The following is a 17,685-nucleotide window of genomic DNA, read 5'->3' on the forward strand; positions in this document are numbered from 1 at the left end:
GCCTGGAAGCTGGAGAGATACATGGAACTGGAACACAAGCTCTGCCGCTTCGAGGCGGAAGTCACGGTCGGGGACGGCATGCGGCTCGAGGGTTATGCCTCGCGCTTCGGAGCCTGCGATCAGGGCGGCGACGTCGTGGCCAAGGGCGCCTATGCGGCCTCGCTCAAGCGTCTGGGCGCCGAGGGCCGCGCGGTCAAGATGCTCTGGCAGCACGATCCGGCGCAGCCCATCGGCATCTGGGACGAGGTGCGCGAGGACGGCACGGGGCTTTGGGTCAAGGGGCGCCTCTTGGAGGGCGTCGCTCGCGCCAAGGAGGCCGCGGCCCTCATAGAGGCGGGGGCCATTGACGGGCTCTCCATCGGCTATCGCACCTTGCGGGCCACGAAGAACACCAAGGGCCAGCGTGTCCTTGAGGAACTGGAGCTTTGGGAAGTGTCCCTCGTGACCTTCCCGATGCTGCCCAGTGCGCGGGTCGCGGGAAAGGGGGATCACCCCGACGACGTGGCCTGGCGCGAGCTGGCACAGACAATCGAACGTCTGCGCCTTGAATTGGCGGGCGGCTGACGCGCGCCGGGACGAAAACGGGACCAGAACGACATGACAAAAGCCGAGAACACGTCTCGGACCGGGGAAGATGCGTCTCCGGTCGTCCAGGTGGGCACCGCGATGGCGGGGTTTGCCCAGGACATCAAGGCCATGCGGGCCGACCTTTATGGACAACTCAAAGCACAGGAAGAGCGACTGACCATGCTTGATCGTAAATCTGCCATCAAGGCGGCCCGGCCCGCGCTTGCCAGCGCCGGCGACACCGAAGCCCCCCACCAGAAGGCGTTCAACGCCTATCTGCGCACAGGCGACGACGATGGCCTGCGCGGCCTCGAGCTGGAGGGCAAGGCTGCGTCCACGGCGGTGAATTCCGATGGCGGCTACCTCGTCGACCCGCAGACCTCGGCCACGATCGCATCGGTTCTGGCAGGGGCAGGCTCGATCCGCGCCGTGGCCAGCGTCGTCAACGTGGAGGCCACCTCCTATGACGTGCTGATCGACCGCAACGATGCGGGCGCGGGCTGGGCCGACGAGACCACCGGCACCACCGAGAGCGGCACGCCGACGATCGAGCGGATCTCCATCCCGCTCTACGAGCTGAACGCGATGCCCAAAGCCTCGCAGCGTCTGCTCGACGACAGCGCCTTCGATGTCGAAGCATGGCTTGCGAGCCGGATCGCCGACAAGTTCTCCCGCGCAGAAGCTGCCGCCTTCATCTCGGGCGACGGCGCGGACAAGCCGACGGGCATCCTGACCCACGCCCAGGTCGATAACGATCTCTGGGCCTGGGGGTCCATTGGCACGGTCGCGACGGGGGCAGCCGCCGATATCGGCGATGGCGATGCGCTGATCAGCCTCGTCTACGCGCTGGGTGCGGAATACCGCGCCAACGCGGCCTTCGTGATGAACTCCAAGACCGCGGGTGCGCTGCGCAAGCTCAAGGATGCCGATGGCCGCCACCTGTGGTCGGACGGGTTCGCGAGCGGTGAGCCTGCGCGCCTTCTGGGCTACCGCGTGGTGATCGCCGAGGACATGCCGGACATCGCCGCGGATGCGACACCCATCGCCTTCGGCGACTTCGGTGCGGGCTACACCATCGCCGAGCGGCCCGATCTGCGCATCCTGCGCGATCCGTTCAGCGCCAAGCCGCACGTCCTGTTCTACGCCACCAAGCGCGTGGGCGGGGACGTGTCGGATTTCGCCGCGATCAAGCTTCTGGTCTGCGCGGCCTGAACGACGCCGTGAGCGGGCGGCGGCCATCGTGCCGCCGCCTGTTGGGAAAGCCGGTCATCCGGCGGGGATGCAGAGCGGAGACGAAGACCCATGATGCTGACCGAAGAGACCCTCGTGCAGGATACGGCCCTTCCCGTGGATGGCCTGAAGCGGCATCTCAGGATGGGCTCGGGCTTTGCCGAGGATGATGTGCAGGACGCGGTCCTGTCAGGTTTTCTGCGCGCGGCCATGGCCGTGATCGAAGGGCGGACCGCGAAGACGCTTCTCGCGCGCGATTTTCTGTTGAGCGTGCAGCGCTGGGCGGCGGCCGATGCGCAGCCGCTTGGAACAGCGCCGGTGCAGGCCTTGCGGAGCGTCACGCTGATCGACCGGCATGGCACATCGAGCGTTGTTGCACCGACCGCCTACCGGCTGGAGCGGGACGCGCAGGTGCCGCGGCTCAGATCGATCGCGAGCAGCCTGCCGGGCATCCCCGAAGGCGGCAGCGCGGAAGTGCGCCTCACCGCCGGATACGTCGCCGAGTTCGGCGATCTGCCCGCCGATCTGGCGCAGGCGGTGCTGCTTCTGGCGGCGCATTACTACGAATACCGCGACGAGACATCTTTGGGCGAGGGCTGCATGCCCTTCGGCGTGACAGCCCTCCTGGCACGCTACCGTCCCGTACGCATGGGCTTCGGCGCATGAGCGGCGTGCGGCTCAACCGGCGGCTGGTGCTGGAGCGCGAGAGCGCAATGCCGGACGGTGCAGGCGGGCGCAACGCGGCCTGGGCGGCGCTGGGCACGATCTGGGGCGAGATGACGCCGCGCTCGGGCCGCGAGGCCAATATCGATGCGGGCACCGTGGCGCGTGCGGGCTACCGCGTGAAGCTGCGCGCGCAGCCGCAGGGGCATGAGGGTCGGCCCCGTCCGGGCGACCGCTTCCGGTCAGGCACGCGGGTCTTCGATATCCTGAGCGTTCAGGAGGAAGGGCCGGCCGCGCGGCACCTGATCTGCAATGTCGAGGAAGAGGTGACGCCATGAGCTACGCCCTGTCCGACGCGCTGCAGGAGGCGGTCTATACCGCGCTGGTGGGTGATCCGGGCCTCGCGCTCGAAGTGGGCGGTCATGTCTATGACGCGCTGCCCACGGGTCCATTGCCCGAGCTTTACGTCTCGCTCGGCCCCGAGAAGGTGCGCGATGCCTCCGACATGGGGGTCCATGGCGCCTGGCATGATCTGTCGGTGATCGTGGCCACGGATGCGGCGGGCTTTCGCAGCGCCAAGCGCGCGGCGGCGGCGATCTGCGATGCGCTGGACGATGCGGCCCTGCCATTGGCTCGGGGACGGCTTGTCAGCCTGCGCTTCCTCAAGGCCGACGCCAAGCGCAGGTCCGGCGATACCCGCCGCATCGAGATGATCTTCCGCGCCCGCGTGGACGACGAGTGAACCCTTAGAACGGAGTGACGGACATGAGCGCCCAAAACGGCAAGGACCTTCTGATCAAGGTGGATCTGACCGGCGACGGACAGTTCCACACCATGGCGGGCCTGCGCGCGACGCGGATCAGCTTCAACGCCGAGCAGGTCGACGTGACCTCGCTCGAAAGTCAGGGCGGCTGGCGCGAGCTTCTGGGCGGGGCGGGCGTGCGCTCCGCCGCGATCTCGGGCTCGGGCATCTTCCGCGACGCCGATACCGACGAACGTGCGCGGCAGATCTTCTTCGCCGCCGAAACACCGCAATTCCAGGTCGTGATCCCGGATTTCGGCACCGTCACGGGGCCGTTCCAGGTCACCGGGCTCGAATATGCGGGCACCCATGACGGCGAGGCGACCTACGAGGTCTCGATGGCCTCAGCGGGTGTCGTGAACTTCGTCGCGGCGGCGATCTGAGCCGATGGAGAACCCCTGGCGCGGTGAGGTCGAGATCGTGATCGACGGCGAGACGCGGTGCATGCGCCTGACACTCGGCGCGCTGGCGGAGCTTGAGGCGACGCTCGGGGCGGACAGCCTTGTGGCCTTGGTCGAGCGCTTCGAGACGGGGCGGTTCGCCAGCCGCGACGTGCTGGCGCTGATCGTCGCGGGATTGCGCGGCGGCGGCTGGGACGTGCGGCCCGACGTGATCGCGCGGGCGGATATCGCGGGCGGGCCGCTCGCCGCGGCGGAGGCAGCGGCGCGCCTTCTGGCCCGCGCCTTCGCCGAGCCCGCACCGGCATGAGCCCGGGTCATTTCGACTGGCCGCAGCTCATGCGGGCGGGTCTGACGCGGCTCGGTCTGCGTCCGGCGGAGTTCTGGGCGCTGACGCCTGCCGAATTGCGCCTGATGTTGGGCGAGGGGGCAGGCCCGCAGCCTTTGGGGCGCGCGCGGCTCGATGCGCTGATGGCGGCCTTCCCCGATGACATGGACAGGAGCGAGACATGACAAGCGATATGGACGGATTGGAGGCGGAGCTCGACGCGCTCGATGCCTCGCTCTCGGGGGCTGCGAACATGGCGGCGGGCTTCAATGCCGAGATGCAGCGCATCCACGAGACCTTCGCGCAAACGGGCGGCGGCGTGCGACGGCTGCAATCGGCGCTGTCATCGGGGCTGTCCTCCGCAATCGACGGGGTCGTGCTGGACGGGATTAGCCTGACATCGGCCCTCAACGAGGTGGCGCAGGCGATGATCAACACAGCCTACAAGGCTGCCGTCGATCCGGTCGCCGACCATCTGGGCGGTCTGATCTCCACGGGTGTGAACAGCGTCTTCGGGCAATATTCACCCTTCGCCAAGGGCGCCTCATTCGCGCAGGGGCGGGTGATGCCGTTCGCCAATGGCGGCGTCGTCTCCGGGCCGACAACCTTCCCGATGCGCGGCGGCACCGGCCTCATGGGCGAGGCGGGACCCGAGGCGATCATGCCCTTGGCGCGGGGGCCGGATGGCAAGCTCGGCGTGCGCGCGGGCAGTGGCGGGGGCACCGGGGCGGTGCACGTGACCATGAACATCACCACGCCCGATGTGCAGGGCTTCCAGCGCAGCCAGAGCCAGATCGCGGCGCAGATGAGCCGCGCCTTGTCGCGCGGCGGGCGCAACCGCTGAGGTCGCCGCACCCGGTAAGACCAACGACAACGAAAGGGACGGGGCCATGGAGTTCCACGACGTCAGATTTCCCGCTCGGCTGAGCTTCGGCTCGATGGGCGGGCCCGAACGCAAGACCGAGATCGTCACCCTCGCCAACGGCTATGAGGAGCGTAACACGCCCTGGTCACAATCGCGCAGGCGCTACGATGCAGGCGTGGGGCTGCGCTCGCTCGACGATGTGGCCGAGGTCGTGGATTTCTTCGAGGCGCGGCGCGGGCAGCTTTTCGCATTCCGCTGGAAGGATTGGTCCGATTTCAAATCCTGCGTGCCATCGCGCGACGTGCATTTCGAGGATCAGATCATCGGCTATGGCGACGGCGCGCGTACCGAGTTTCAACTGACCAAGACGTATCGCTCGGGCGAAAATGCCTATGCGCGGCCCATCGACAAGCCGGTGCCCGGCAGCGTCCGCATCGGCATGCATGACACGGAGCTGCGCGACGGGGTGGCCTTCTCGGTCGACACCGCCACGGGGCGCGTCACCTTTGCCGAACCGCCGATCACGGGCATCGCCGTCACGGCGGGCTTCGAGTTCGACGTGCCGGTGCGCTTCGACACCGCGGCGATCCAGACCAGCGTGGCGAATTTCCAGGCCGGTGAAGTGCCCTCAATCGCGGTCGTGGAGGTGCGGGTATGACCGGCGATGCGGCCGCGCTTTTCGCGCATCTCGGGACTGGCGTCACCAACGTGGTGCGCTGCTGGGAGGTGGTCCGCAGCGACGGCGTGCGGCTGGGCTTTACCGATCACGATCTGGACCTGTCTTTCGACGGGCTGACCTTCAAGGCCGAAAGCGGGCTGACCGCGCGGGCGCTGGAGCAGGGCACCGGCCTGTCGGTGGACAATTCCGAGGCCATGGGCGCGCTGTCGGATGCCGCGCTCTCCGAGGCGGACATCGAGGCCGGTCGCTATGATGCCGCTGAGGTGGTCGCGTGGCTGGTGAATTGGCAGGATGTGGGCGCGCGTCAGGTGCTGTTTCGCGGCCATATCGGCGAGATCCGTCGCGCGGGCGGCGCGTTTCAGGCGGAATTGCGCGGCCTCTCCGATCTGCTGAACCGGCCCGTGGGGCGCATCTATCAGCGGCCCTGTACAGCGGTTCTGGGCGATGCGACCTGCGGGGTCGATCTGACGCAGGCGGGCTTTGTCTGGGAAGGTGCGGTCACGGGCGTCATCGAAAACCGCAAGCTTGTTCTTCCCGGCCTGCCGCAATTTCTGCCGGGCTGGTTCGAACGCGGGCGGGCGGAGATGCTCTCGGGTGCTGCGGCGGGTCTGACACGCTGGATCAAGCGCGACCGCATCCTTGGCGAGACCCGTCAGATCGACCTTTGGGAGCCGTTCCGCGCCGATCTGGCGCCGGGCGATCAGGTGCGGATCGCGGCAGGCTGCGACAAGCGCTTCGGAACCTGCCGTGAAAAGTTCGACAACCTCGTCAACTACCAGGGCTTTCCGGACATCCCCGGCGACGATTTCCTCGTCGTGCATCCGGCCAACGCCTCGAACAAGGCCGGGGGCAGCCGCAGATGAGCTTTGAAGATGACATCGTCGCCGCCGCGCGCCGCTGGATCGGCACGCCCTACCGCCACCAGGCGTCACGCGCAGGCGTGGGTAGCGATTGCCTCGGGCTCATTCGCGGCGTCTGGCGCGAAGTGATGGGCGCGGAGCCCGAGGCGGTGCCCGCCTATAGCAACGACTGGTCCGAGCCGCAGGGGATCGAGACGCTGTGGGCGGCGGGGGCGCGGAACCTCAAGCCTACGCCGCGCGGCGCGCCGCAACCCGGCGATGTGATCCTGTTCCGGATGCGCGAAGGGGCCGTGGCCAAGCATCTCGGCATCGTCTCGGCGCCCGAGCCGCAGGCGCGCTTCATCCATGCCTATTCCGGCCATGGCGTGATCGAGTCGGCCCTGACCCGGCCCTGGGCGCGGCGCATCGTGGCGCGCTTTACCTTTCCCGACAGACCGTAAGGACAGACCCCATGGCGACGATACTCCTCTCGGCGGCGGGTGCCGCGTTCGGCGGCTCGGTGGGCGGCTCATTCCTGGGGCTATCGATGGTGGCCTGGGGGCGCTTTGCCGGGGCCACGCTTGGCCGGGCCATCGACCAAAGCCTGTTGGGGCAAGGGTCCGAGAGCATCGAGACGGGCCGCGTCGAACGCTTCCACCTTGCCAATTCAGGCGAGGGCCGCGCGATCCCGCAGGCTTACGGACGGGTGCGCGTCGGCGGGCAGGTTATCTGGACCACGCATTTCACCGAGAAGACCAAGACCGAAGGCGGTGACAGCGGCAAGGGCGCGCCTGCCACGCCCGAGATCACCACCTATCATTACTCGATCAGCATGGCGCTCGCGCTCTGCGAGGGCGAGATTGCGGGCGTGAGCCGCATCTGGGCCGACGGGGTCGAGATCTCGGCCGAGGATCTGAACATGCGCGTCTATCCCGGCACGCGCGACCAGCTTCCTGATCCGAAGATGGAGGCGGTTGAGGGCGTGGGCGAAGTGCCCGCCTATCGCGGCACCGCCTATGTCGTGTTGGAGGATTTCAAGCTTGAGGATTTCGGCAACCGTGTGCCGCAGCTTTCCTTCGAGGTGCTGCGTCCGAACCAGGCGGCGGATGACATGCCGGAGCTGTTGCAGGGTGTCGCGCTTCTGCCCGGCACCGGGGAATACGTGCTGGCCACGAACAAGCAGTATTTCGCGGGTGACAGCGGCGGCGCGTCGTCGGCGATCAATGTCAACACGCCTGCCGAGGTGCCGGACATCGTCCAGTCGCTGGGCACGCTCGCGGACCAGGCCGAGAATTGCAACGCGATCTCGCTCGTCGTCAGCTGGTTCGGGGATGATCTGCGCTGCGGCCGATGCGACATCAGGCCAAAGGTCGAACAGAAGGAGTTTGACGCCAAGGACATGAAGTGGAAGGTCGCCGGTCTCGGGCGGGGGGCCGCGCAAAGGGTGCCCCGGATCGACGACAAGCCCGTTTATGGCGGCACGCCTGCCGACGCCTCGGTGGTCAGCGCGATCGAGCGGATGAACGCGGAAGGCCGCGCGGTCATGTTCTATCCGTTCATCCTGATGGAACAGCTTGAGGGCAACACCAAACCCAACCCCTATGGCGGGACCAGCCAGCCGCCGCTGCCCTGGCGCGGGCGGATCACCACGGCGCGGGCGCCGGGGCAGGATGGCTCGACCGACGGCACACTTCTTGCGCGCGCCGAGGTCGAAGCCTTCGTCGGCACTGCGCGCGCCTCCGATTTCAGGGTCGAGGGCCGCGGCGTCAAATATACCGGCCCCGACGAGTGGTCCTTTTCGCGCTTTATCCTGCATTACGCAACGCTGACCAAGGCCGCGGGCGGGGTCGACGCTTTCTGCATTGGCTCCGAGCTGCGCGGGCTCACGCAGATCCGCGATCATCAGGGCTTCCCCTTCGTCGAGGCGCTGCGCGATCTGGCCGACGAGGTGCGCAGCATCGTCGGCCCGATTGTGAAGCTCAGCTATGCCGCCGACTGGTCCGAGTATTTCGGCTACCGGCCAAACGATGGCTCTGGCGACGTGCTGTTTCATCTCGACCCGCTCTGGTCGCATCCGCAGATCGATTTCATCGGCATCGACAATTACATGCCGATCAGCGACTGGCGCGACGGGCGCGATCACGCGGATGCGGCCTACGGGCGGATTCACAACCTCGACTATCTCGATGCCAATATCGAGGGCGGGGAGGGGTTCGATTGGTATTACACGAGCCCCGAAGCCGTCGCCGCGCAGCGCCGCGCGCCCATCGTCGACACCGCCCATGGCGAGGACTGGATCTTCCGCTACAAGGATATCCGGTCGTGGTGGGAGAACAGCCATCACGACCGCATCGGTGGCGTGCGGCAGAGCGTGCCCACCGACTGGATCGCGCAGTCGAAACCCATCTGGTTCACCGAATTGGGCTGCCCCGCGGTCGACAAGGGCACCAACCAGCCCAACGTTTTCCTCGATCCGAAATCTTCGGAAAGCGCGCTGCCGCGGGCTTCGAACGGGCAACCGGACGAGGATATCCAGCGGCAATATCTGCGCGCGATGCACCTGCACTGGACCGATCCCGCGAACAATCCCGTCTCGGGCGTCTACGAGGCACCAATGCTGGATATGTCGCGCGCCTTCGTCTGGGCCTGGGATGCGCGGCCTTACCCGTGGTTTCCCGCGCTGACCGAGCTTTGGGCCGATGGCGAGAATTATCGCCGCGGGCATTGGATCACCGGGCGGCTCTCGTCGCAGCGGCTGGCCGATGTGGTCGCCGCGATCTGCGAGCGTGTGGGCGTGACCGACTATGACGTGTCGGACCTCGTTGGCATGGTGCGCGGCTATCTCGTGCCGGACGTGGCCGACGGGCGGCGCGCGCTGCAGCCTCTGATGCTGAGCTATGGGTTCGACGCGGTGGAACGTGACGGACTTTTGGTATTCCGCATGCGCGAGGGGCGGGATGTCGTGGAGGTCGATCCCGAACGCATCGCCGAACATGCCGACCTCGCGGAAGGGGAGCTGATCCAGACCCGCGCGAGCGAAGTGGATCTCTCGGGCCGCGTGCGTCTGCACTTTCACGAGGCCGAAGGCGACTACGACACCGTCTCCGAAGAGGCCGTGTTGCCCGACGACCGTACGCATGCCGTTTCGAACAGCGAGGTCGCGCTGACCCTGACCCGCGCCGAGGGCCGACAGATCGTCGAACGCTGGCTTGCGGAGGCGCGCATCTCCCGCGACAGCCTAAAATTCGCGCTGCCGCCCTCGCGGCTGCAGGTGCGGGCGGGCGATGTCGTGGCCTTGCCGGGGCCCGGCGGGCCGGTTCATGCGCGCGTCGACCGGGTGGAGGTCACCGACCGCCAGCTCATCGAGGCTGTGCGGATGGAGGACGATGTCTACCAGCCCGCGGTCACGGCGGATGTGCCGCCCGGCCTGACCCGCTACGTTCCAGCCGTTCCGGTCTCGCCGATCTTCATGGACCTGCCGCTTCTGACCGGGGACGAGGTGCCGCATGCGCCGCATTTCGCCGCCCATGCCAATCCCTGGCCCGGTCCTGTGGCGATCTATTCCGCGCCGAGCGATGCCGATTATCGTCTGAACGGGATCTTTCCGGCCCGCGCGGTGGTGGGCGAGACCGAAACCGACTTGGTCGCATCTCCCTCGGGTCGGATCGATCGGGGCGCGCCCCTGCGAATGCGGCTTTATTCGGGGGCGCTGCAATCGGTGACCGATGCGGCGCTTCTGGGCGGTGCCAACGCGCTGGCCATCGGCGACGGGTCGACCGGGCGTTGGGAGGTGCTGCAATTCCGTGACGCCGAGATGCTCTCGGACGGTGTCTGGCATGTCTCGCACCGGCTGCGCGGGCAGGTGGGCAGCGATGGGGTGATGCCAAATGTCTGGCCTGCGGGCTCGGTCGTGGTACGCCTCAACGGCGCGCCGGAACAGATCGACCTCGCCTCGAGCCAGCGCCGCCAGGAGCAGCATTTCCGCATCGGTCCCGCCAGCCGAAGTTTCACAGATCCGAGCTACACCTACCGGATCGAGACCTTCGAGGGGATCGGGCTGCGTCCCTACAGCCCCGTGCATCTGACGGCGGAGCCGGTCGGAGTCGACCTTCGCCTGCGCTGGATCCGGCGCAGCCGTATCGACGGTGACGACTGGTCGCTCGCGCAGGTGCCGCTTGGCGAGGAAAGCGAGCTTTATGCGGTGCAGGTCTGGCGCGGCGACGTGCTTCTGCGCGAAGAGGAGGCGCACTTGCCACTCTGGACTTATGCCGAAGCGGCGCGCACGGCGGATCTGGCCTTTGGCCCGGTGGAGGTGCGCGTATCGCAAGTTTCGGCCCGCTTCGGGCCGGGTCCTGCGGCTGTGATGGTCGTTGCGGCCTGATAGGAACGGAGGCCGGGACCCACCAACGGCCCCGGCAACAGGCTAACGCGTGGCTGACGCGACCGGGGCACCGCAGATGGCCGACGCGCTGTTACCCCGCGCATCCCACGCAACGCCGTGCGGTCGGATCAAGCTCCAGCCGCGCGGTGGCGATCTCGTCCCCGCACTCTTCGCAAAAGCCGAACTCCCCCTCCTCGATCCGCGCAAGGGCCAACTGCAGCGCGCGCCGCATCTGGTCGCGCCGACCTTGCGTGGCCTTGGCCATCGCCTGGGCTTGCAGCGCGTCCATTCGGCTCAGCCGTCCTACCGATTGCTGATCGAGCTCCACCACTGATTGCCCCGCATGGCCCAGCCGGTCTTCTTCTGCGAGGGCCGCAAGGCGCGTCTCGATCAGCGCGGTCCAATGCGCGTCATCGGGGGTCTTAATTGAAACACTCCCCTCACAAGGCTTTGCGTTTCACGACGCGAAGTCTATCTGGTAAGATCAGGACGTCAAAGGAGACGGATATGGCCGAGACGAAGACCAACCTGTCGATGCTGGACCCGGTTTGGGCCCGCATCATGGACGAGGCCGAAGACGCGGTCGCGGACGAGCCGCTCCTGGGCGGCATGATCCATTATTCCGTCTTGCATCACCCCACGATCGAGCGGGCGCTGAGCTATCGCACCGCGGTCAAGCTGGCCTCGGGCGAGATCTCCGAACAGATCCTGCGCGAGATTTGCGACGAGGCCTATGCCGCCGATCCCGAACTGGCACTGGCCGCGCGGGCCGATATCGTCGCGGTCTATGAACGCGACCCGGCCTGCCACCGCTTTCTGCAACCCTTGTTGTTCTTCAAGGGCTTCCAGGCGATCCAGGCCTACCGCGTGGCCAACTGGCTTTACCGGCAAGGCCGCCGTGATCTGGCCTATCTGTTCCAGATGCGCTGCTCCGAGGTCTTCGGCGTCGACATCCATCCCAATGCCCGGATCGGGCGCGGGATCATGATCGACCACGCCCATTCCATCGTCATCGGCGAGACGGCCGTGGTGGGTGACAACGTCTCCATGCTGCATTCCGTGACGCTTGGCGGCACCGGCAAGGAAGAAGAAGATCGTCACCCCAAGATCGGCGACGGCGTGCTGATCGGCGCGGGCGCCAAGGTGTTGGGCAATATCCGCGTCGGCAATTGCAGCCGTATCGCGGCGGGCTCCGTCGTTCTGGAAGAAGTGCCGCCCTGCAAGACCGTGGCGGGCGTGCCTGCCCGCATCGTGGGAGAGGCGGGCTGCGCGCAGCCCTCGATCTCCATGGATCAAATCCTCGCCGGGGGCGCCTGAGGCTCAGCCCTCGAGCGCATCCGCGAGCTCGGCCAGAATGCGCGCGCCGTCCTGAAGGCTCATACGGCGCGTTTTTAGCGTCAGCGTCACATTCAACACGCCACCCCGCCCTGCAAGGCCGAGCGCCGCGTCCTGTCCGGGGCCGGGCATCGGATCCGCGTTGTCGATCTCGAAACCGCGCAGATCAGCCAGGGCGATCACCCGATCGCTAGCGATCTGCCGCAACAGCGGGGGCAATAGCGCGTCCGAATCCCGTGGTGCAGCGATCTGGCGGCGTAGAATTACGACATCTGCGGTTTCCTGCACGGGGCCGACCAGAGCCGCATCACCATCATCTTCACCCGCAACCGCCGGAATATCCCGCGCGATGATGCGCCCGCCGGGGCCGCTTCCGGATAAAGCCTCCAACGACAACCCGGCGTCCCGCGCCAGCGCGCGGGCATAGGGCGAGGCAGGGCGCCGCGCGCTCATGGCTCTTCGGAGGCGAGCGTGACGAGGTCGTAGGGCGGTTTCGGATAGTTCCCCCGGACCAGTGCCGCCACCGCGCTTGACAAGGCCCCGCGATGCGCCGCGATCCATTCATAGGCTTCCTGATGCGAGGGCCGCGCGCCGGGGCGTAGCCCGTCCATGAGGCATTCGGGCACGAAGGCCGCGCCGTCTTCGGTGCGGATATGATACGCCTCGCGCGCCACGTCGCGGCCCAGAACCTCGACCCGGCTCATCGGTAAAGCACCTTGCGCGCTGCCGCGGCGATCTCCGAGGCATCGGGCAGGGCCGCGGCTTCGAGGCCTTCGGCATAGGGTCGGGCGACCTCTGCCGCGCCGAGGCACATGACCGGCGCATCGAGCGCGTCGAACGCATCGCGCATCAAGGCCGCGCTGATCTGCTGACCGATCCCGCCACGCGGCCAGCCATGCTCGACGGTCACGCAGCGATGGGTTTTCTGCAGGCTGGCCACGAGCGTTTCGGTATCGAGGGGGGCAAGACTGCGCAGGTCGATCACCTCCGCGGCGATGCCATCCCGGCCCAGAATATCCGCAGCCTCCAGCGTCGCGACCATGCCGATCCCGAAACTGACCAGGGTCACGTCATCCCCGTCCCGCAATCGCCGCGCGCGACCCAGGGGCACGACATGATCCTCACCGTCCGGCACCGGGAAGGCCTGTCCGTAGAGCGCGTCGTTTTCCAGAAAGATCACCGGCCCCGGATCGCGGATCGCGGCCTTCAGCAAGCCCTTCGCGTCAGAGGCCGCAAAGGGCATCGCCACTTTCAGCCCCGGTACCTGCGCGAAAACTGCCGCCATGTCGTGGCTCAACTGTCCGCCCATCTGCTCCACCGCGCCGTGGGGGCCACGAAAGACCACCGGCACGGTCAGCGCGCCGCCGGTCATCGCTTCGGTCTTTGCCGCCGATTGCACGATCTGACCCGCAGCCTGCAGGGCGAAGGCGAGGTTGCGAAACTCCACGACAGGGCGCAGTCCGGCCATGGCCGCGCCGATTGCCAAGCCCGCAACCCCTTGCCAGAGCGGCGGCGCATCGACCACGCGGGCCGCGCCGAACCGCTCGATCAGGCCTTGCGTGACCTTGTAGGCGCCTTGCGCGCCGCCGACATCCTCACCGATCACGAAGACGCTGTCGTCCCGCGCCATCTCTTCGGACAAGGCGTCCCGCAGGGCTTCGCGCACGGTCGTTTTGCTCGATGACACGCCTGTGTCCCAGTCGGCCTCGATATCCCGCGACTTCGGTTTCGCCGCCACGGTGCCCGTGTTCCGGGACTGGGGGGGCGCTGCCGCCGCGGGTTGCACCGCCTCCGCGTCCTCATCCATCAAGCGCGCGATGGCGGAGCCCACCGGAACAGCTTCCGTGCCTTCGTCGATCAACAGCTCAGCGATCCGCCCGGTCTCGGGCGCTTCGATCTCCAGCACGGCCTTGTCGGTTTCGATCTCGGCCAGAAGATCCCCTTCCTCCACCAGATCGCCGGGGCGCACCATCCAGCGGCGCAAGGTTGCGGCCTCCAGACCGGGCGACACCTCCGGCATGGGTACGGCCCTGAGCACGGCCTCAGACCCCGGCATGGCGCAGCGCCTCCACAGGCTTTGCATCGGGCTGGGGGGCTGCCGATGCAGTGTCTGAGGCGCCTTGGACCTCAGCCTTTATCTCCCGGTCCAGCGCTTTCAGCGCCGCGGCGTCCTCACCGGCGGCAATCAGTCTCTGGCGCAGGTTTTCCACCGGATCGCGTTCGGCGCGGACGCGGCGCATCTCGGCATCGTTCATCGCCTTGTCCGCGGCGGCCAGCGCATGTCCGCGATAGCGATAGGTCATCATTTCGAGGCAGACCGGCCCCTTGCCCGCGCGAATGTCGAAGGTGACGCGATCCGCGGCCTCGGTCACGGCGAGCACGTCCATGCCGTCAACCTGCCGGGCCGGGATACCATGCGCCTCGGCGCGCGCGGCCAGCGACCGGGCCTTGGGCGTGCGGTCCTGGCCCGGTGCGTGGGCGTTGTTCTCGATCACGAAGAGGATTGGCAGCGCCATGTCGGCGGCAAGGCGGTAAGCCTCGGCGACCTGGCCCTGCGCCGCGGCCCCGTCGCCATAGCTGCACAAGGTCAGACCACGCGTCTTTTGGTAGGATTGCGCGAAGGCCAGCCCCACGCCAATGGGAACTTGCAGGCCGGGAATGGCATGCCCACCGTAAAAGCCCAGTCCCGGATCGGCCATATGCATGGAGCCGCCCCAGCCTCCGGAATATCCTGTGTCGCGGCCCATCAGTTCCGCAAGAATTCGCTCGGGTGCCATGCCCGCCGCCAGCATGTGCCCGTGACAGCGATGCGAGGCGACGCGCGTATCGCCTGTACGAAGATGCGCCGCCACGCCGACGATCACCGCCTCCTGACCGATGCAGAGATGGCAATAGCCGCCGATCTGGCCCATGCCGTAAAGCTGACCGGCCTTTTCCTCGAAGCGGCGAATGCGCAGCATGTCCCGCAGGTAGCCGCGCCAGGTCTGGCGCGTTTCGGCATCTGGGGAGGTCGCGTCTTGCATCGGGGTCTTCCAGGCGGCCGCAAATGGGTGTCCGAGGCAGCCTAGGCCGGGCGGTTCCGCGCGGCAATCAGCAATTGGGCACGTTGACGGCCAGCCCGCCAAGCGCCGTCTCCTTGTACTTCTCGGACATATCCGCGCCGACCTGCCGCATCGTCTCGATACAGGCATCGAGCGGCACGAAATGCTGACCGTCGCCTCGAAGGGCCAGCGAGGCCGCCGAGATCGCCTTGATCGCGCCCAGCCCGTTGCGCTCGATGCAAGGCACCTGCACGAGGCCGCGCACCGGATCGCAGGTCATGCCCAGATGATGCTCAAGCGCGATCTCGGCGGCGTTCTCCACCTGCTCCGCTGTGCCGCCAAGAACCGCGCAGAAGCCCGCCGCCGCCATGGCCGAGGCCGCGCCCACCTCCGCCTGGCAGCCCGCCTCCGCGCCCGAGATCGAGGCGTTGTATTTCACGAGCCCCCCGATCGCCGCGGCGGTCAGCAGGAAATCCGGCAGACGCGCCCGCGACGCGCCCGGCACGTGATCGAGCCAGTAGCGGATCGTCGCGGGCACTACGCCCGCCGCGCCATTGGTGGGGGCGGTGACGACCTGTCCGCCCGCGGCGTTCTCCTCGTTCACGGCCATGGCATAGGTCGAGATCCAGTCGTTGATCGTATGCGGCGCCGTCAGGTTGCGCCCATGCTCGGCCTGAAGCGCTTGCCGGATCGCGCCCGCACGGCGGCGCACGTTCAGCCCTCCGGGCAGATGTCCGCTGCCGTCGAGCCCGCGGTTCATGCAAGCCTCCATGACCTCCCAGATGCGCGCGATCCCCGCGTCGAGCTCGGCCGCCTTGCGGCGTGTGAGCTCATTGGCGCGTTTCATGCCTGCGATGCTGAGTCCCGAAGCCTCCGCCATTTCCAGCATCTGCGCGGCGGTCTTGAACGGGTAGGGCACGGGCGGGCCGTCATCGGTGTCGCGCCCCTCGGCCAGCTCCGCCTCGGTCAGCACGAAGCCGCCACCGACGGAGTAATAGACCTCCTGCATCAGCACGTCGCCCTGCGCATCGAGCGCCTCGATCCGCAGCCCGTTGGCATGGCCCGGCAACGTCGTGTCGTAATCGAAGCGCAGATCGCGGTCGGGATCGAAGGCCAGCGTCCCGAGGCCATCCGGAAGCAATGTGGCCTCCGCCCGGATCCGAGCCAGCGCCTCTTCGGCCTCCTCCGCATCATAGGTCTCGGGCTTGAGCCCCGCGAGGCCGAGGATTACCGCGCGGTCGCTTGCGTGCCCGACCCCGGTGAAGGCCAGCGATCCGTGCAGCGAGGCCCGCACTCCGTGGAAGGAATACCCGGCGCTGCGCATGGCATCGAGAAACCGCGCCGCCGCCACCATCGGGCCCATCGTGTGGGACGAGGACGGGCCGATCCCGATTTTGAACATCTCGAAGACGGACAGGAACATGGGGCCTCGCGCTGATACGATTCGCGACCGACCCTAACAGGCGCGCGCCGGGGACGCGTCCGGAATACGGCAGCTCGGCGCCGATTGCGTCATGCACGCCGCCCCCGGCACGCGGCAGAGACAGGCAGATACTCGCACGGGGTTCCTTGGCGCATTGACGCGATTTGCCCCTCGCGCCCGTCAGGTCTTGCCCCTATAAGGACGGCGCTGCCAAAGGAGACCCGCATGTCCGGAGAATTGTCGCCTATCGACAAGGCGAAATACGTCGCCGCCAAGACCGCCGCCGATCTGGTTGAGGACGGGATGCGCGTGGGCCTCGGCACCGGCTCCACTGCCGCCTGGCTGGTGCGCTGCCTGGGCGAGATGGTGCGCGAGGACGGTCTCAAGATCCGCGGCGTGCCGACATCGACCCGCACCGCCGAGCTTGCCCGCGAGGTGGGCATCGAGGTGATCTCCCTCGACGAGGCGCGCTGGCTCGATCTCACCATCGACGGCGCCGACGAGTTCGACCCCGAGCTGAACCTCATCAAGGGCGGCGGCGGCGCGCTCCTGCAGGAAAAGATCGTGGCCACCGCCTCCGATCAGATGGCCGTGATCGCCGATGCCGCCAAGGAGGTCTCGACATTGGGGCATTTTCCGCTCCCGGTCGAGGTCGTGCCCTTCGGCTGGCAGACGACCCAGACCCTGATCGAGGAATTGCTGATCTCCATGGATGTGATGGGGCGGAAATCCTCGCTGCGCATGACCGGCGAGCGGCCCTTCATCACCGATGAGGGCAACTACATCATCGACCTGCATCTCGGTCGGATCGGCGATCCGCGGCAGATGGCGCTGGTGCTGAACCAGATGCCCGGCGTGGTCGAAAACGGGCTCTTCATCGATATCTGCGACAAGGTCATCATCGGCTACGGCGATGGGCGCTGCGAGATGCGCGACATCAACGAAGGCACGGTGAGCGAGACGCGGCTCGATTTCGTCGAGGACGACAACCTCTTCTCAGATATCTGAGCCGCCCGCGCGTCCCACCTGGGGACGGCGCGCTCCGCCCTGTCACGACCGGACCGGAAATACCTCCGGAGAGCGCGAGAGGCAGCGTCTCTCGCCTGGTACGCGCGGGCCTCGATGGCCCGTGCG

General features: G+C 67.4%; 21 protein-coding genes. 15 read left to right on the forward strand and 6 right to left on the reverse strand.

The window, feature by feature from the left end:
• Positions 1-21: 21 nt before the first annotated feature.
• The 13 genes from FIV09_RS04185 (at position 22) to FIV09_RS04245 (ending at position 10,752) form a co-directional block, all read left to right on the forward strand.
• Positions 22-564: an HK97 family phage prohead protease gene (locus tag FIV09_RS04185; RefSeq protein ID WP_152448818.1), complete on the forward strand. Its 543-nt coding sequence runs from the start codon at positions 22-24 to the stop codon at positions 562-564.
• Between the two features lie 33 nt (positions 565-597).
• Complete coding sequence (locus FIV09_RS04190; RefSeq protein ID WP_152448819.1) at positions 598-1,779, forward strand: phage major capsid protein; 1,182 nt, start codon at positions 598-600, stop codon at positions 1,777-1,779.
• Positions 1,780-1,869: 90 nt separating this feature from the next.
• Positions 1,870-2,463 carry a head-tail connector protein gene (locus FIV09_RS04195; protein WP_152448820.1) on the forward strand — a complete coding sequence of 198 codons (594 nt, stop codon included), beginning with the start codon at positions 1,870-1,872 and terminating at the stop codon, positions 2,461-2,463.
• Positions 2,460-2,798 (forward strand): head-tail adaptor protein, encoded by a 339-nt coding sequence (locus tag FIV09_RS04200; RefSeq protein ID WP_152448821.1) that lies wholly within the window; start codon positions 2,460-2,462, stop codon positions 2,796-2,798. Before FIV09_RS04195 ends, FIV09_RS04200 begins: the two co-directional genes overlap by 4 nt.
• On the forward strand, positions 2,795-3,202 hold the full coding sequence (locus FIV09_RS04205) for a DUF3168 domain-containing protein (RefSeq protein WP_152448822.1): 408 nt from the start codon (positions 2,795-2,797) through the stop codon (positions 3,200-3,202). Before FIV09_RS04200 ends, FIV09_RS04205 begins: the two co-directional genes overlap by 4 nt.
• Positions 3,203-3,225: 23 nt before the next feature.
• Positions 3,226-3,645, forward strand: a complete 420-nt coding sequence (locus FIV09_RS04210) for a phage major tail protein, TP901-1 family (protein WP_152448823.1) — start codon at positions 3,226-3,228, stop codon at positions 3,643-3,645.
• Positions 3,646-3,649: 4 nt separating this feature from the next.
• The gene (locus FIV09_RS04215) at positions 3,650-3,970 is read left to right on the forward strand and encodes a gene transfer agent family protein (protein WP_152448824.1); all 321 of its coding nucleotides are present in this window, start codon (positions 3,650-3,652) and stop codon (positions 3,968-3,970) included.
• A complete protein-coding gene (locus FIV09_RS04220; protein WP_152448825.1) occupies positions 3,967-4,173 on the forward strand; it encodes a rcc01693 family protein in 207 nt (68 codons plus the stop codon). The genes FIV09_RS04215 and FIV09_RS04220 overlap by 4 nt, the downstream gene beginning before the upstream one ends.
• A complete protein-coding gene (locus FIV09_RS04225) occupies positions 4,170-4,832 on the forward strand; it encodes a phage tail tape measure protein (protein ID WP_152448826.1) in 663 nt (220 codons plus the stop codon). The genes FIV09_RS04220 and FIV09_RS04225 overlap by 4 nt, the downstream gene beginning before the upstream one ends.
• 46 nt (positions 4,833-4,878) lie before the next feature.
• The gene (locus FIV09_RS04230; protein WP_152448827.1) at positions 4,879-5,511 is read left to right on the forward strand and encodes a DUF2460 domain-containing protein; all 633 of its coding nucleotides are present in this window, start codon (positions 4,879-4,881) and stop codon (positions 5,509-5,511) included.
• Positions 5,508-6,395, forward strand: coding sequence for a DUF2163 domain-containing protein (locus FIV09_RS04235; protein WP_152448828.1), 888 nt, complete (start codon positions 5,508-5,510; stop codon positions 6,393-6,395). Before FIV09_RS04230 ends, FIV09_RS04235 begins: the two co-directional genes overlap by 4 nt.
• Entirely contained in the window at positions 6,392-6,832 is a 441-nt protein-coding gene (locus FIV09_RS04240) for an NlpC/P60 family protein (RefSeq protein WP_152448829.1), read from the forward strand. The genes FIV09_RS04235 and FIV09_RS04240 overlap by 4 nt, the downstream gene beginning before the upstream one ends.
• An 11-nt stretch (positions 6,833-6,843) precedes the next feature.
• Complete coding sequence (locus tag FIV09_RS04245) at positions 6,844-10,752, forward strand: glycoside hydrolase/phage tail family protein (RefSeq protein ID WP_152448830.1); 3,909 nt, start codon at positions 6,844-6,846, stop codon at positions 10,750-10,752.
• A gap of 91 nt (positions 10,753-10,843) precedes the next feature.
• Here FIV09_RS04245 and FIV09_RS04250 read toward each other — a convergent pair whose 3' ends face one another.
• The gene (locus FIV09_RS04250) at positions 10,844-11,041 is read right to left on the reverse strand and encodes a TraR/DksA C4-type zinc finger protein (protein ID WP_152448831.1); all 198 of its coding nucleotides are present in this window, start codon (positions 11,039-11,041) and stop codon (positions 10,844-10,846) included.
• A 218-nt stretch (positions 11,042-11,259) separates the two neighbouring features.
• Between FIV09_RS04250 and cysE the strand changes: the two genes are divergently transcribed.
• Positions 11,260-12,069, forward strand: coding sequence for a serine O-acetyltransferase (cysE, locus tag FIV09_RS04255; protein WP_152448832.1), 810 nt, complete (start codon positions 11,260-11,262; stop codon positions 12,067-12,069).
• Between the two features lie 3 nt (positions 12,070-12,072).
• Here the strand turns inward: cysE and FIV09_RS04260 are convergent, their stop codons facing one another.
• The 5 genes from FIV09_RS04260 to FIV09_RS04280 all read right to left on the reverse strand — a co-directional run bounded on the left by FIV09_RS04260 (position 12,073) and on the right by FIV09_RS04280 (position 16,551).
• The gene (locus tag FIV09_RS04260; protein ID WP_216646449.1) at positions 12,073-12,540 is read right to left on the reverse strand and encodes an E3 binding domain-containing protein; all 468 of its coding nucleotides are present in this window, start codon (positions 12,538-12,540) and stop codon (positions 12,073-12,075) included.
• Positions 12,537-12,791, reverse strand: coding sequence for a hypothetical protein (locus FIV09_RS04265; protein ID WP_152448834.1), 255 nt, complete (start codon positions 12,789-12,791; stop codon positions 12,537-12,539). The genes FIV09_RS04260 and FIV09_RS04265 overlap by 4 nt, the downstream gene beginning before the upstream one ends.
• Entirely contained in the window at positions 12,788-14,143 is a 1,356-nt protein-coding gene (locus FIV09_RS04270; protein ID WP_371417750.1) for a pyruvate dehydrogenase complex E1 component subunit beta, read from the reverse strand. Before FIV09_RS04270 ends, FIV09_RS04265 begins: the two co-directional genes overlap by 4 nt.
• Positions 14,130-15,110 carry a thiamine pyrophosphate-dependent enzyme gene (locus tag FIV09_RS04275; protein WP_152448835.1) on the reverse strand — a complete coding sequence of 327 codons (981 nt, stop codon included), beginning with the start codon at positions 15,108-15,110 and terminating at the stop codon, positions 14,130-14,132. Before FIV09_RS04275 ends, FIV09_RS04270 begins: the two co-directional genes overlap by 14 nt.
• A 67-nt stretch (positions 15,111-15,177) precedes the next feature.
• Positions 15,178-16,551: an L-serine ammonia-lyase gene (locus tag FIV09_RS04280; protein WP_152448836.1), complete on the reverse strand. Its 1,374-nt coding sequence runs from the start codon at positions 16,549-16,551 to the stop codon at positions 15,178-15,180.
• A gap of 225 nt (positions 16,552-16,776) precedes the next feature.
• Here FIV09_RS04280 and rpiA point away from each other — a divergent pair, with 225 nt between their 5' ends.
• Positions 16,777-17,559 (forward strand): ribose-5-phosphate isomerase RpiA, encoded by a 783-nt coding sequence (rpiA, locus tag FIV09_RS04285; protein ID WP_152448837.1) that lies wholly within the window; start codon positions 16,777-16,779, stop codon positions 17,557-17,559.
• Positions 17,560-17,685 lie beyond the last annotated feature (126 nt).

It is taken from the genome of Roseivivax sp. THAF197b (genome assembly GCF_009363255.1).
Taxonomy (GTDB): domain Bacteria; phylum Pseudomonadota; class Alphaproteobacteria; order Rhodobacterales; family Rhodobacteraceae; genus Roseivivax.

Coding starts and splice junctions, on each gene's coding strand:
- FIV09_RS04185 (WP_152448818.1), top strand. CDS start 22: ATGGAACTGGAACACAAGCTCTGCCGCTTCGAGGCGGAAGTCACGGTC.
- FIV09_RS04260 (WP_216646449.1), bottom strand. CDS start 12,540: ATGAGCGCGCGGCGCCCTGCCTCGCCCTATGCCCGCGCGCTGGCGCGG.
- FIV09_RS04270 (WP_371417750.1), bottom strand. CDS start 14,143: ATGCCGGGGTCTGAGGCCGTGCTCAGGGCCGTACCCATGCCGGAGGTG.
- FIV09_RS04190 (WP_152448819.1), top strand. CDS start 598: ATGACAAAAGCCGAGAACACGTCTCGGACCGGGGAAGATGCGTCTCCG.
- FIV09_RS04200 (WP_152448821.1), top strand. CDS start 2,460: ATGAGCGGCGTGCGGCTCAACCGGCGGCTGGTGCTGGAGCGCGAGAGC.
- FIV09_RS04240 (WP_152448829.1), top strand. CDS start 6,392: ATGAGCTTTGAAGATGACATCGTCGCCGCCGCGCGCCGCTGGATCGGC.
- FIV09_RS04275 (WP_152448835.1), bottom strand. CDS start 15,110: ATGCAAGACGCGACCTCCCCAGATGCCGAAACGCGCCAGACCTGGCGC.
- FIV09_RS04265 (WP_152448834.1), bottom strand. CDS start 12,791: ATGAGCCGGGTCGAGGTTCTGGGCCGCGACGTGGCGCGCGAGGCGTAT.
- FIV09_RS04195 (WP_152448820.1), top strand. CDS start 1,870: ATGATGCTGACCGAAGAGACCCTCGTGCAGGATACGGCCCTTCCCGTG.
- FIV09_RS04250 (WP_152448831.1), bottom strand. CDS start 11,041: ATGGACGCGCTGCAAGCCCAGGCGATGGCCAAGGCCACGCAAGGTCGG.
- rpiA (WP_152448837.1), top strand. CDS start 16,777: ATGTCCGGAGAATTGTCGCCTATCGACAAGGCGAAATACGTCGCCGCC.
- FIV09_RS04235 (WP_152448828.1), top strand. CDS start 5,508: ATGACCGGCGATGCGGCCGCGCTTTTCGCGCATCTCGGGACTGGCGTC.
- cysE (WP_152448832.1), top strand. CDS start 11,260: ATGGCCGAGACGAAGACCAACCTGTCGATGCTGGACCCGGTTTGGGCC.
- FIV09_RS04230 (WP_152448827.1), top strand. CDS start 4,879: ATGGAGTTCCACGACGTCAGATTTCCCGCTCGGCTGAGCTTCGGCTCG.
- FIV09_RS04215 (WP_152448824.1), top strand. CDS start 3,650: ATGGAGAACCCCTGGCGCGGTGAGGTCGAGATCGTGATCGACGGCGAG.
- FIV09_RS04220 (WP_152448825.1), top strand. CDS start 3,967: ATGAGCCCGGGTCATTTCGACTGGCCGCAGCTCATGCGGGCGGGTCTG.
- FIV09_RS04210 (WP_152448823.1), top strand. CDS start 3,226: ATGAGCGCCCAAAACGGCAAGGACCTTCTGATCAAGGTGGATCTGACC.
- FIV09_RS04245 (WP_152448830.1), top strand. CDS start 6,844: ATGGCGACGATACTCCTCTCGGCGGCGGGTGCCGCGTTCGGCGGCTCG.
- FIV09_RS04225 (WP_152448826.1), top strand. CDS start 4,170: ATGACAAGCGATATGGACGGATTGGAGGCGGAGCTCGACGCGCTCGAT.
- FIV09_RS04280 (WP_152448836.1), bottom strand. CDS start 16,551: ATGTTCCTGTCCGTCTTCGAGATGTTCAAAATCGGGATCGGCCCGTCC.
- FIV09_RS04205 (WP_152448822.1), top strand. CDS start 2,795: ATGAGCTACGCCCTGTCCGACGCGCTGCAGGAGGCGGTCTATACCGCG.